Here is a 13,437-nt window from a genome sequence, read left to right on the forward strand (position 1 = left end):
TTCCATCATGTCCCATGCACGTCCCGTATCCACCCTCGTCCTGGCCTGTGCCCTGGGCCTGTCGGCCCCGGTGCTGTCGGCCGCCGACAACCACCACTATCATGGCCATACCGGCCAGGCCGCCCTGACCGCCCAGGCGGAAGGGGTGCTGGAAGCCATCGACCGGGAGGCGGGTACGGTCACCCTGAGCCACGGCCCCATCCCGGCCCTGCGCTGGCCGCCCATGACCATGGACCTGCGTCTGCGGGATGCCGCGTTGGCGGACGGCGTGGCGGCCGGTGATCGCATTCGCTTCACCCTGGAGCAGGTGGGGCCGACGGACTATGAAATCATCGAGCTGAAGGCCCTGGATTAACGGTACCGAGGCTCAGGTGGTCGGGCCGGGCATGTCGGAAGGCATGTCCGGCGCCGCCTCCCGCTGCCAGCCCCCGCCCAGGGCCTTGTACAGATCCACGGCGGCCACCAGGCGGGACAGACGCAGCTGGACCGCCTGCTCCTGGGCCTGGAACAGGGTGCGCTGGGCATCCAGCACGCTGGTGAAATCCCCCGCCCCTTCCCGATAGCGCAACTCCGCCAGCCTCAGGCTGCGCTCGGCCTCCTCAATGGTGGCCTCCTGCACCCGCTCCTGCTCCCCATGACGGGCCACGTCCCCCAGGGCGTCCTCCACCTCCCGAAGGGCGGTGAGCACGGTGCGCCGATAGCTCTCCAACCCCTCCCGGCGCCGGGATTCGGCGCTGCCCACCTGGGCCCGCAGGCGGCCGCCGTCGAACACCACCTGGGCCAGGCTGGCCCCCAGGCTCAGGCTCTGGGTGGGATCGGCAAGGGAAAACAGCGCCGTACTGGCCAGTCCACCGGAGCCGGTGAGGCGGATGCTGGGCAGCAGGGCCGCCCGGGCAACCTGCAGGTTGGCGTCGTTGGCCAGCAACTGCGCCTCCGCGGCGGCGATGTCCGGGCGCCGGACCAGCAGTTCCGAGGGCAGCCCCGGTCCCACCTCGGGGACCGACAATCCCTGGATGGACTCGGGTTCCACCTCGAACCCCTGGGGTGCCCGGCCACTGAGTACCGCCAGCGCCGCCAGGGCCTGTCGGGCCTGCACCTCCAAAGGCACCAGGGCCGCCTGCTGGCTGAGCACCGCCGTGCGCTGGCGACTCACGTCCAGGGCCGTGGCCACCCCATGGCGGTGACGGGATTCCACGATGTCCAGCAGGCGCTCGGCGGTTTCCAGGTTCCGGCGGCCGATGCGCAGCCGCTCGTTCAGGGACAGCCACTGGAAATAGCCGCTGGCCACCCCGGCCACCAGGCTCAGGCGCACGGCCTCCTGGTCATGGCGGGTGGCCTGCAGACCGGCCTGGGCGGCGTCCACGCCGGCACTCAGCCGACCCCACAGGTCCACCTCGTAACCCACACCCAGGGACAGACTGCTGGAACGGCTGGTGGCGGTATCGCCCCCATCCGTCCTCGTCTCGCGGAAGGTGCTGCCGCCGGACAAATCCACCGACGGGAACAGGGAGGCACCGGTGCTGCGCAGTTGCAGTTCCGCCTGCACCACCCGTTCCCGGGCAATGGCCAGGTCGGGACTGTATTCCAGGGCCGCCAGCACCAGGGATTCCAGCAACGGAGACTCAAAGGTCCGCCACCAGTCGGGCTGGACCTGGGCCGCCTCCGAGACATCGCGGCCGTAGACCTCGGGCATGTCCAGAACCGGCCCCGTCAGCGGCGCCGTGGTGGCGCATCCGCCCAGAAGCAGCCCGACCACCACCATCGCGCCCGCGACAAAACGTTTATCGGTATTGACCGTCATGAAGTTCACTCCGAGGCCAGTGCCACCACCGGGTCCAGCCGGGCGGCCTTGCGGGCGGGCAGGTAACCGAACACCAGACCGGTGGCAAAGGCACAGCCGAAGGCCAGCACCACCGGTGTCGGACTGTATTGGATGGGCGTGCCCAGATGCCCGATCAGGGCCGCCACCCCCAGACCGACCACCACCCCGATGGCCCCGCCCAGGGCGGACACCGTCACCGCCTCGATCAGGAACTGCTGCTGGATGTTGCGCATGCGCGCCCCGGTGGCCATGCGGATGCCGATCTCCCGGGTCCGCTCGGTGACGCTCACCAACATGATGTTCATCACCCCGATCCCGCCCACCAGCAGGGAGATGGCGGCAATGGAAGCCAGCAGGATGGTGAGGGTGTTCTGGGTTTCGCTGGCGCTGTCCAGCAGGGAGGCCATGTTGCGGATCTGGAAGTCTTCCACCCCATGGCGCTGCAGCAGCAGGGCGTGCACCGCCGCCTGGGTCTCGTCGATGCGGGAGACATCCTCCACCGCCACGGTCACGTTACGCAGGTTGCGCTGGCCGAATACCCGCAGGCTGCCGGTATGAAAGGGCATGAACACCACATCATCCTGGTCCTGCCCCATGGGCGAGGCGCCGCGAGGCGTCATCACGCCGATCACCTGGAACAGGATGTTGTTCACCATCACGAACCGGCCCAGGGGATCCTCCCCGGGAAACAGCGCCCGGGCCACGGTATCGCCCAGCACCGCCACGGTGGCATAACTCTGCTCATCCATCTCATCAAAGAAGACCCCGTGAGCCACCGGCCAGTTGCGGGCCGCGACAAAGCTTGCGGAGGTGGCCGTCACCGAGGTGGACTGATCCCTGCCGGCGTATCGCAAGGTCACATTGCCCGTCAGTTCCGGCACCGCGGCAATGATGTTGTCCAGTTCGTTGATGGCCACCACGTCCTCGTGGACCAGGGTGGTGATGCCGAAACCGCGCATGTTCGGCGCCCAGGGACGCACCAGCAGCAGGTTGGTGCCCATGGCGCTGATGCGGTCCACCACCACCTGTTTTGCCCCGTCGCCGATGGCCAGCATGGAAATCACCGAAGCCACGCCGATGACGATGCCCAGCAGGGTGAGGATGGAACGGAATAGGTTGGCGCTCAGGGCCCTGAAGGCGGTACGGGTGGCCTCGAACACTTCCCCCGGGAGGGAGGACTGCCCATTGATCACGGGCTCCGGCAAGGCTTCGGCCACCCGGGATGCGCCGGTATCGGACAGCACCCGGCCATCACGCACCTCGATCACCCGGTCCGCATAGGCGGCCACTTCCGCCTCATGGGTGATGAGGATGATGGTATGGCCCTGGGCCGACAGATCCTTGAGCAGTTCCATCACCTCCTTGCCGCTGCGGCTGTCCAGGGCCCCGGTGGGTTCATCGGCAAGGATGATGCGGCCCCCGTTCATCAGCGCCCGGGCGATGGATACCCGCTGCTGCTGACCGCCGGACAACTGGGCGGGACGGTGTTCCAGACGCTCTCCCAACCCCAGCCGGGTGAGCAGGGATTCGGCACGCTCATGGCGTTGCGCCGGAGCCAGACCCGCATACAGGGCGGGCACCTCCACGTTCTCCCGGGCGGACAGACCCTGGATCAGGTTGTAGCTCTGGAACACGAAGCCGAAGGCCTCCCGGCGCAGGGCCGCCAGATCATCCGGGGCCAGCCCGGAGACGTCCTCTCCCATGAAGTGGTAATGCCCCCCGGAAGGCCGGTCCAGGCAACCGATGATGTTCATGAGGGTGGACTTGCCGGAACCGGAGGCGCCGACAATGGCCACGAATTCTCCGGCCTGGATCTCCAGGTCGATGCCGTGGAGTACCGGCACCTCCAGATCCCCGTTGACGAAGCAGCGGGTGACGCCGGAGAGCCGGATGAGTGGGTGCGTGCCGGCGGTCGTCATCAGCGCAGCCCCGGCCCCATGCCGGTGGGACCCAGCCCCGGGATGCGGTCACCGCCGGCCTGGCGGGGCGTCGTGGACGGGGCCGTGGGCGCGCGACCGGCCAGCACCACCGTCTCGCCCTCCTCCAGACCGGACAGCACCTGGGCCTGCACCCGGTTGCTGACCCCGATCTCGACCACCCGTTCCTCGATGCGTCCATCGTCCTTGAGCACCGTGACCAGACCGCGACGCGCCCGGACGACGGGAGGTTCTTCATCCCCGGACCCCGGCCGGGCCTCCCGCATCCCGGGACGGCCCGTGCGACCCGCGGCCGGACCGGTCAGGGTCAGCGCCGACATGGGCACCAGCAGGGTGTCCCGCGCCGCCGATTCGATGAAGAAGACCTGCGCCGTCATCTGGGTCATGAGGAAGTGGCGCGGATTGGGCACATTGAACAGGGCGTTGTAGAGCACCACGTTGTTGGTGACCGTCGGCGTGGGCTCGATACGTTCCAGACTGCCGTACCAACGACGTTCCCCCCCACCCAGGGTGGTGAAATAGACCGCCATGCCGGGCTGCAGACGGGAGATATCCGCTTCCGAGACCTGGGTCTGCACGGTCATGGTGGACAGTTCCGCAATTTGCAGAATGATGGGGGCCTGCTGGTTGGCATTGAGGGTCTGCCCCTGACGGGCAGTGATGGACACCACCGTACCGGCCATGGGGGCCAGGATCCGGCTGTACTCCAGATTGGCCTCGTCGGCCCGCAGGCTGGATTCGGTTTGCTCGATCTGGGCCTTGAGCATCTCGATCTGGGCCTGGGCCGACTTCAGACCGGCCTCGGCGGTCTGCAGGGACTCCAGGGTGGTGGCGTCCTCCGCATACAGGTTGCGTTGCCGGGTGTGGGTGATTCGGGCCAGGGCCAGCTGGGCCTCCCGGTCCTGCAGCTGGGCACGCTGGTAGCGGAGCTGGGCGCGGCTGGCATCCACCCGGGCCAGATAGACCGTGGGATCGATCTCCGCCAGCAACTGCCCCTCCTCCACCTGGCTGCCCACCTCCACATGGATGGCCATCACCTGACCGGAGATCTGCGCCCCCACATCCACATAACTCCTGGGCTGCAGGGTGCCGGTGGCGGTCACCAGATTCTCGATGTCACCCCGACTGATCTTGGCGGTCAGCCGGGTGGTTTCCTCGTCCTTGCCGCCGCCGAGCCAGTTCCAGGCACCATAGGCCCCACCAGCCAGCAGGAGCAGGACCATCAGCAGGATGAAGGCACGGCGGCGCGGCCGACGCCGTTGGGAACGGATGGGCGGATTCATGGGGCGGTTCAGGCTCCGGATGGCGACTGGGTCATCGACTGGGGGGAAGCATCCCCCCTTCAGTACACATCACGCCGATAGCGGGCATCCGTTGACAGGGTTTCGAACCTTTCTTCGCCCAGAATCTCCCGGAGGGCTTCATCCACCGCCGGCGCCATGGTCAGGGCACTGCCGCAGACCAGCACCACCGCTCCTTCATCCACCCAACGGATCACGTCCTCGGCACGGGCCCGCAACTGATGCTGGACATACTCCCGCTGTTCCCCGTCTCGGGAAAAGGCCAGGGATAGCATGGGTAGTCCACCCTGGGCCTGCCATCTTCGGATCTCGTCCTCATAGTAGAAATCATGGGCCCGCTGGCGCTCCCCGAAGACCAGCCAGTTGGTTTGCTGCCCAGCGGTGATCCGCGCCACCAGGTGGGCACGCAGGGCGGCCAGGCCGGTCCCGTTGCCGATCAGGATCAAGGGACGGGTCTCCTGGTCGAGACGGAAATTGCGATTGGGACGAAGGCGCAGGGATACCGACTGCCCCGGCTCCAGCGTGGCCGTGAGATAGCCCGATCCCAGACCCAGTCGACCGTCCTCGCCACGGACCTGCCGCACCAGCAGGTTCAGACAGCCTTCGGCGGGCACGGAGGCGATGGAATACAGGCGAGTGACTTCGTGTCCCCCGGTGACGGCGGCGGGGACATGCACCTCCACCAGATCACCGGCCTGCCAGTGTGCATCCGCCCCCGGGTCCGGCCTGAAGGACAGGTGGAAAGTGGAACCGCCCACGGAACCGGGATTGAGTTCCCGCCGCTCCGTCAGGGTCCAAGAAGTCGGCGGCGACATCTCCCCGTTCAAGTCCATTTCCGCGGCCCCCAAGGAACGGAGCAATACCTGCCACTGGCCCAGGGCGGCGGGCTCGGTACTGTCCACCTCCACCCGGGGGGCCACGGCGATGGCGCCGCAGGATCGCAGCCATTCATCCAGGGCGCGGCCGAAAGCGCAGAAGTGGCAGTAACCCCGGTCGCCCAGAGCCAGCAGGGCATATTCCATTGTGCTCAAATCCGGATGCTGCCGGTCCATCAGCCGGGCAAAGGGACGGGCCGGATCGGGGGACTCACCTTCCCCGTAAGTGGAGGCGATGAACAGCACGCGCCCCATGTCCTTGAGGTCATTCGGGGTCAGGGTGCCCAGTGGGTGGACTGCCACGGCAAGGCCGGCGGCCTGGAACGCACCGGCTGTCTTCCAGGCCTGGGTCTCGGCGTTGCCGGTCTGGCTGGCGAAGACCACATGGATGCGCTCGCCCTCCCCGATCCCGCTGTCGCCCGAGGGCTTCAGCCCGGCCTGAAGCAGGGCCGACCGGGCCACCTGGGCCTTGCGGCGGCGATCGATATACAGCACCAGCCCCGTGATGGCGAACAGGGGCATGATCAGACTGGCCACCATCATGGCGATGCGGCCGGGCATGCCGAAGAACGAGCCGCTGTGCAGCGGCAGCATGCTGGACATGAGCTTTTCATTCAGGGGACGGTCCGCATAGCGAACATGGTTTTGCACGTCGCCGGTGCCGGCCGCCAGGGTCAGGCGGTTCCAGGCCCGCTCATGGGCCGGCCGGGGGTCAAAATACATGAACTGATAGTCTCCCCCCGGCTGGGGCAGACGCAGGGTGGCGGTGGAATAGCCCAAAGGTGCCGCCTGCTCGAAGGCCTGCCAGATGGCGTTCACCTGTGCAAAACGGTCAGCCGCCGGCTCCCGGGGCGAAGATGCCTCACGGCCCATGCGGCCACGGGGAGCCTCTTCCCCGCTCCGGGCACCGCCGGCCCGGGCATCGGCGTTATCCTCCTGGGCGGGCTGCGGCGGACCCGGGCGCACCGGCATGGGGACACCGCTGAGCTCATGCAGACCCGCCCGGTACCAGTCATAGGACCAGTACAGGCCCGTCAGGGCCGCCAGCAGGTACAGAGGCAACACCCAGGTACCCACCACCCCGTGCATGCTGGAGACGAACCCGCGCCCCGAGCGGCGAACACTGAAAGTGAACCAACCGGCCAGGGCCTTCCAGGACCGGGGCCAGCGCAGGTAGATGCCCGACAGCACCAGGATGATCAGCATGATGGTGGCCGCCCCGGTGATCTGCTTGCCCACATCCCCCATCAGCAGCCAGCGATGCAGGCGCTGCAGGGTGCGGAAGAAGGCCTGTCCCTTGAGTTCGGCGCCGATCAGTTCCCCGGTGTAGGGATTGAAATAATGATTGACCCCGCGGCGGGCCTGCGGCCCGTCACCGGCCACATTCACGGTGGCCGCATCCCGGGGATCGGAAGACAGGCTCAGGGAATTGATCTGCCGTTCCGGCAGGGCCTGCTGGGCCTGTCGCAGCAGGGCTTCCGGAGACAGGCGTTGTGTGTCCAGGGGCTCCACCCGCAGAACATCACTGTTGATGGCGCGGATGATCTCGCGCTCGAAGGTCAGCATTCCCCCGGTCACGCCGAGGATGATCAGCACGACTCCGACCGTGATGCCCATGAACCAGTGAAGCTGGAACCAGAGTTTGCGTAGCATGGGGCGCCTCAGAAGTCGTAGGTGGCGGACAGCCACAGACTCCGACGGTCCAGATACACTCCGCTGGTGGCGGCACCGGTCTGGGTGTAACGATAGGCGTGGTAGGTCTGACCGTTGTGGACATAGCTGTCCGATTTGCCGAAATCCTTGTCCAGCAGGTTGTAGACGGTGCCGGTCAGGCGCACCCGGTCGGACATGCGATAGGTGGCACCCAGATTGAACACGGCGTAGCTGTCCAGCTTGTTACCCAATTGCTGATACAGGGAAAGGTTCTGACCCGAGGTGGGCAGCCCGCCGCTAAAGCGTTCACGGGAGGAATAGAACTCCCCGTCCAGGCGAGCCGACAGCCGGTTGCTGACGTCCCACAGCAGTCGGGTGGTCAGGGCGTGCTCCGGCGTGTTGGTCAGCAGCAGGCCCTTCTGGTCACCGGAGCGGATCTCGGTGTCCGTGTAGGTATAGCCGCCACTGATCTCCCAAGCCGGGGCAAAGCGATAACGGGCGCTCAGTTCCACGCCCTGGGAAATGGCGCGATCGATGTTCACCGACTGGGAGAACTCTTCCTGCTCGGTGAAGTTACCGATGCTCAGACAGCCCGGTATCCCGGCATGGGGCTGGTTGCCGTTCTCATCCACATACTGGCAGTTGAGGATCCCTTCACCACTGGCAATCCGATCCGTGAAGCGGGTATGGAAGAGCGTGACATCCGCGGACAGTCCGGTCCGGTTGTCAAAGCCCGCGCCCAGCTCATAGTTGGTGGTCTTTTCCGGCTTGAGATGGGGAGAACCGATGGTGATCGTCCGCCCCTGGTTGGTGAAACCGGTAATGCCGTCATGGAGCTGGTTCAGGGTGGGGGTCTTGTACCCCCGGCCGACGCCGCCCTTCAAGGTCCACTGATCATCAGCCTTCCAGACCAGATAGGCGCGGGGGCTGAAGTGTCCGTCAAAGGCATCATGGTTTTCATAGCGGGCACCCAGGGTGAGGGCCAGATCATGTCTGAGCCACCACTCGTCCTCGACGAAGACCGACCAGTTGCTCTGCTCGAAGGCCTGACTGCCTGCCGCGCCGTCTTCCAGCCTGGAATCCACATACTGTCCACCCAGGGTCAGCATGTGATCCCCGGCGGGCATCACCCACTTGCCGTCCACCACCAGGTCGCGGTTCTCCAACAGCCTGGGTTCGCCGCCCACAGCCTCATAGCCATAGTCCGGCGCGCTGCCCGCGGGCAGGGTGCGCCCCAAGGTCTCCGTGGTGATGCGGGTCACGCTGCCTTCCAGGGTACCGGCCTCGAAATGACCGCGATAACCCAGCACGGCCTGGTCCCGGTTGAAGCGCAGTTCATCTTCATAGCCCCAGACCGTGCCGGGCTGGGGGGCGCAGGTATTGCGGTTGGTCCCATCCAGGGTGCCCAGACGGCAGTTGTCATTGGAATAGGTCTGCCGGGCACGTTCCAGATCCAGCCAGACCTGCTGATCGTCCACGGGGGTCAGGGTCAGACGACCGCCCAGGGAGTGGATCCGCGCCTCCGGCGGGCGGGGATCACGTCCGGCACTGTTTTCGATCAACCGGTCCGAGGCATCCCGGTCGAACAGGCGCCCACGCACCTGCAGACCCAACCGGTCTTCCACCAGCGGTCCGGTGGTGAAAACGCTGATGCTGGAGCTGTTGCCGGCAGTGCGGTCTTCCTGGAAGGTGTTTTCCACCGTGACGCTGCCCCCCCACTGCCGGCTGACCGGGCGGGTGATGATGTTGATCACCCCGCCCATGGCATCCGATCCATACAAGGTGGACATGGGACCACGGATCACCTCGATGCGCTCGATGGCCGACAGCGGCGGCAGGAAGCTGGTGGAGGTCTCGCCGAAGCCATTGGGGGTGACATTGCCGGAGGTGTTCTGGCGGCGGCCATCGATCAGGATCAGGGTGTATTCACTGGGCAGGCCGCGGATACCGATGTTCAGTCCGCCGGTCTTGCCCACGCCCGCCCGTACATCCACCCCCGGCACATCCGCCAGGGCCTCGGCCAGGTTGGAAAAGCGTTTCTGCTCCAGATCCTCCCGGGTCACCACCGAGATGCTGGCGGGGGCATCCCGCAGCGCCTGCTCAAAACCCGCGGCACTGATGACGGTGATCTCGTCCAGCCTGAGGGTTTCCGAAGCCAGGACGGAACCGGCCATACCTCCCAGGGCCAGGGCCACGGCGGTCCGTAGCATCAGGGGGCGAAGGGTCGGAAATGAAGATACCGAGGGTCGGGCGGGTGAAACCATGACGTGACAACTCCCATTTCATGCGGATTGAACTGTTCTGGCAGGCTGCATGCCCTGACCTAGAGACATCCCGCGTCAGGGACAGGACTGGCTGGCTGACAGCAACAGGAGGAAGAAATAAGGGTGCGAATGTTAATCGATATCAATTAATATTATCAGCGTCCGCGCCCCTTCCACCGACCCGGGCGGCGCATCTTCACACAATCTCCACAATCCTCATGGACTTCCCTTCGACGGCATGTCTGCTATCCCAATCCCCCAGCCCGACATCCACCCCATGACCCGCGCCCATGTCCTGGTGGTGGAAGACGAACCCAAGATCGCCGCCCTGCTCTCGGATTACCTGCATCGGGACCACTACACGGTCAGCCTGCTGGACAGCGGGCAACCGGTGATGGACAGGCTTCGTGCCACCCCCCCCAACCTGATCCTGCTGGACATCATGCTGCCCGATATGGACGGGATGCGCCTGTGCCGGGAGATCCGGCAGATATCCACCGTACCCATCATCATGCTCACCGCCCGGATCGAGGAAGCCGATCGGCTCAGGGGCTTTGAACTGGGCGCGGATGACTATGTCTGCAAGCCGTTTAGCCCCCGGGAGGTCATGGCCCGGGTCCGGGCCCTGCTGCGTCGGGTGGGACAAGAGCCGATACCACCGTCGATGCACACCCAGGATGCCTTGGGACTGCATCTTGAACCCGCCTGTCACCGGGCCGTGTTCAACGGCCGGGAACTCACCCTCACCCCCGTGGAATTTCGTCTGCTGCAACAGTTTCATGATCAGCCGAACACCGTCCTGAGCCGGGAAAGCCTGCTCGACGGTCTCTACGATGACCATAGGGTGGTAACGGCACGCACGGTGGATAGCCACATCAAGAACCTGCGCAGGAAACTGCAGGCGGCCGCGCCGGGACACCGCCTGATCCAGGCGGTCTATGGTGTCGGCTACCGCTTCACTTCCTTGGCACCCTGAATCATTGGCTCAACTTCACCCACCCGCCCCTGGGCTGCGCACCAAGCTGTTTCTCGCCATGGTGATCACCTTCGCCATCCTGACCCTGGCCATCATGGGCGCCACGCGCCTGAGCTTCCAGCAGGGACTGGCGGGTTATCTGGCGCAGGTGGAGCAGGAACAGGCGCACAATTTCACCCGCACCCTGGCGGCGTATTACCGGGTCAACGGCAGTTGGGAGTCCCTGGTACAGAATCCGCGCCTGTGGGGGCGCCTGCAGCGGATGGCCGACGGCGCGCCGCCGGCCTATCCGTCCGAAGACGCGGTACTTCAGGATCTGATCCGGCGACCGGGACGTCTTGCCCTGCTGGATGAGACGGGCCGCAGGCTGATCGGACCGCCCCTGCCGTTCCCGGACGAGGGCAAGCGTTACCCGGTGCAGGTGGACGGCACCACCGTGGGCATCCTGTATGTGATGCCGTCCACCCACATCACCGACGGGCTGGCCCAGCAGTTCGAGCGCCAGCAGGAACGGATTCTGGGTCTTATCGGCCTGATCGCCCTGCTGGTGGCCGCCATCGCCTCCTACCTGCTGGCCAACCGCCTGCTGGGTCCGCTGCAGGCCCTGACGGGCGGCACCCGCGCCCTGACCACGGGCGACTACTCGGCCCGGGTACGACTGCGCACCCGGGATGAATTCCAGACCCTGGCCGAGGACTTCAACCAGTTGGCCCTCACCCTGGCGCGGAATGAAGCGGCACGGCGCCGCTGGATCGCCGACATCTCCCATGAACTGCGTACCCCCCTGTCGGTACTGCGGGGAGAAATGGAGGCGCTGGAAGACGGCATCCGCACGCTGGACATGCAAGCACTCCAGTCACTGCAGGCGGAGGCGGCCCTGCTGGGAAAACTGGTGGATGACCTCTATCAGCTGGCCCTGTGCGATGTGGGCTGCCTGGACTGTCACCGGGAAAGCGTGGACATGATCGCCCTGCTGCGGGAGACCGCGGTCCAGCACCAGACCCGTTTCACCCAGCAACGGCTGACCATCACCCAGGCACTGCCGCCCGCCCCGGCCTTCGTCCAGGCCGACCCGACCCGCCTGAAGCAGTTGCTGAACAACCTGCTGGAAAACACCCTGCGTTACACGGACCCCGGCGGCAGACTGCATGTGGAGGCCCGGCAACAGGATCGGCAGCTCATCATCACTCTGGATGACACCGCCCCCGGCGTACCCGCGGACGCCCTGCCCCTGCTGTTCGAACACCTGTTCCGGGTGGAGCCCTCCCGCAGCCGGCGCCACGGCGGCGCGGGCCTGGGTCTGGCCCTGTGCCGGCGCATCGTGGAAGGTCACGGGGGGCGGATCACCGCCGCGCCCTCCCCCCTGGGCGGACTGCGGATCAGCGTCTGCCTGCCGCTGACCAGGCCGTGATCGGAGAGCTGTTTCCCTCGATCAGTCCACCACACCGTGCTCCGGCAACAGGCGATAGCGCCGTTTGCCGTCCGGGTATGCCGACTCCAGCAGCATGACGGTATCACCCACCACGGGCGGACGGCCCAGACCCTGGACCCGGGTTTCCTCGCCGGTTTCCAGACGGACCCGCAGGGTCACCAGAGTGACGGACTGACCGGAGCGCAGTCCGGTGGCGGTGCCTTCATTGACCTCCAGCACCGTCGCGCTCACCTGTCCCGTGACCGGGGCACCCTGGGGCAGCAGCCACAGCCCGGCCACCAGGGCAAACCCCATGACCACCACCAGAAACCTCAGGCGGTTGCTCACGTAACCAAACCCATCGGCCATGGCCACCCCTCCCCGGACAGGACTTACCAGAACATGAAGATCAGGAATGCCCCCAGCAGCAGCCGGTAGATGACGAAGGGCAAAAAGCTCATGCGGGCCAGCAGCTTGAGGAACAGGTGAATACACAGATAGGCGCTGATCCCGGCCACCAGGGCGCCGATCAGAATCATCGACCAGGCGACGTTTTCCTCCGGGGCCTGGATGAGCCCCCAGGTCTCATAGCCACCCGCCAGGGCGATGATGGGAATGGAAAGCAGGAAGGAGTAGCGGGCTGCCGCCTGACGGTTGAACCCCATGAACAGGGCGGCGGTCATGGTGGCACCGGAGCGGGAGACCCCGGGGATCAGCGCCAGGGCCTGGGCCAGGCCGATCACCAGCACATCCAGCCAGCCGATCTGGTATTCATCCCGCCGCCGCCGACCCACCCAGTCCGCCAGCCCCAGCAGCAGGGCGAAGGTGATGGTGGTGAAGATGATCACCTCCACCGAACGCAGGCTGGTGGAGATCACGTCGTGGAACAGGAGTCCCGCCAGGCCCGCCGGAATGGTCCCCAGACCCACGGCCCAGGCCAGCTTGGCATCCGGGGTAAAGCCCCTCCCCACCAGCGAGCCGGCCCAGTGGGTGGCCATGCGCCGCAGCTCGGCGCGAAAGTAGAAGATCACGGCGGCCAGACTGCCCACATGGGTGGCCACGTCAAAGGTGAGCCCCTGATCCTCCCAGGCGGTGAGCTCGGGCACCAGGATCAGGTGGGCGGCGCTGGAAATGGGGAGAAATTCCGTCAGGCCCTGTACCAGGGCAAGGACCAGGGTCTGGAAGAGATCCAAGGCGA

The 13,437-nt window shown here is 66.2% G+C and carries 10 protein-coding genes; 3 read left to right on the top strand and 7 right to left on the bottom strand.

The window, feature by feature from the left end:
* The first annotated feature begins 7 nt into the window (after positions 1-7).
* The gene (locus tag LQD11_RS04820) at positions 8-355 is read left to right on the top strand and encodes a copper-binding protein (protein ID WP_238616494.1); all 348 of its coding nucleotides are present in this window, start codon (positions 8-10) and stop codon (positions 353-355) included.
* Between the two features lie 12 nt (positions 356-367).
* On the opposite strand, the gene LQD11_RS04825 is transcribed toward LQD11_RS04820, so the two are convergent.
* From LQD11_RS04825 to LQD11_RS04845, 5 genes are read right to left on the bottom strand one after another with little or no spacing between them, the layout of a single operon-like run.
* On the bottom strand, positions 368-1,801 hold the full coding sequence (locus tag LQD11_RS04825) for an efflux transporter outer membrane subunit (RefSeq protein ID WP_238616495.1): 1,434 nt from the start codon (positions 1,799-1,801) through the stop codon (positions 368-370).
* Between the two features lie 5 nt (positions 1,802-1,806).
* Positions 1,807-3,741 (bottom strand): MacB family efflux pump subunit, encoded by a 1,935-nt coding sequence (locus LQD11_RS04830; protein WP_238616496.1) that lies wholly within the window; start codon positions 3,739-3,741, stop codon positions 1,807-1,809.
* Positions 3,741-5,042: an efflux RND transporter periplasmic adaptor subunit gene (locus LQD11_RS04835; RefSeq protein WP_238616497.1), complete on the bottom strand. Its 1,302-nt coding sequence runs from the start codon at positions 5,040-5,042 to the stop codon at positions 3,741-3,743. The genes LQD11_RS04830 and LQD11_RS04835 overlap by 1 nt, the downstream gene beginning before the upstream one ends.
* A gap of 59 nt (positions 5,043-5,101) precedes the next feature.
* Complete coding sequence (locus tag LQD11_RS04840) at positions 5,102-7,588, bottom strand: PepSY domain-containing protein (protein ID WP_238616498.1); 2,487 nt, start codon at positions 7,586-7,588, stop codon at positions 5,102-5,104.
* A gap of 8 nt (positions 7,589-7,596) precedes the next feature.
* Positions 7,597-9,852, bottom strand: a complete 2,256-nt coding sequence (locus LQD11_RS04845) for a TonB-dependent receptor domain-containing protein (RefSeq protein ID WP_238616499.1) — start codon at positions 9,850-9,852, stop codon at positions 7,597-7,599.
* A gap of 238 nt (positions 9,853-10,090) precedes the next feature.
* Here LQD11_RS04845 and LQD11_RS04850 point away from each other — a divergent pair, with 238 nt between their 5' ends.
* Both LQD11_RS04850 and LQD11_RS04855 read left to right on the top strand, forming a co-directional pair.
* The gene (locus LQD11_RS04850) at positions 10,091-10,828 is read left to right on the top strand and encodes a response regulator (protein ID WP_238616500.1); all 738 of its coding nucleotides are present in this window, start codon (positions 10,091-10,093) and stop codon (positions 10,826-10,828) included.
* A gap of 58 nt (positions 10,829-10,886) precedes the next feature.
* Complete coding sequence (locus LQD11_RS04855) at positions 10,887-12,239, top strand: ATP-binding protein (RefSeq protein ID WP_238616501.1); 1,353 nt, start codon at positions 10,887-10,889, stop codon at positions 12,237-12,239.
* Between the two features lie 21 nt (positions 12,240-12,260).
* On the opposite strand, the gene LQD11_RS04860 is transcribed toward LQD11_RS04855, so the two are convergent.
* Together LQD11_RS04860 and LQD11_RS04865 are read right to left on the bottom strand one after the other, a co-directional pair.
* A complete protein-coding gene (locus tag LQD11_RS04860) occupies positions 12,261-12,608 on the bottom strand; it encodes a hypothetical protein (RefSeq protein WP_238616502.1) in 348 nt (115 codons plus the stop codon).
* Positions 12,609-12,631: 23 nt separating this feature from the next.
* Positions 12,632-13,432: an undecaprenyl-diphosphate phosphatase gene (locus LQD11_RS04865; RefSeq protein ID WP_238616503.1), complete on the bottom strand. Its 801-nt coding sequence runs from the start codon at positions 13,430-13,432 to the stop codon at positions 12,632-12,634.
* Positions 13,433-13,437 lie beyond the last annotated feature (5 nt).

It is taken from the genome of Ectothiorhodospira shaposhnikovii (genome assembly GCF_022227765.1).
Taxonomy (GTDB): Bacteria; Pseudomonadota; Gammaproteobacteria; order Ectothiorhodospirales; family Ectothiorhodospiraceae; genus Ectothiorhodospira.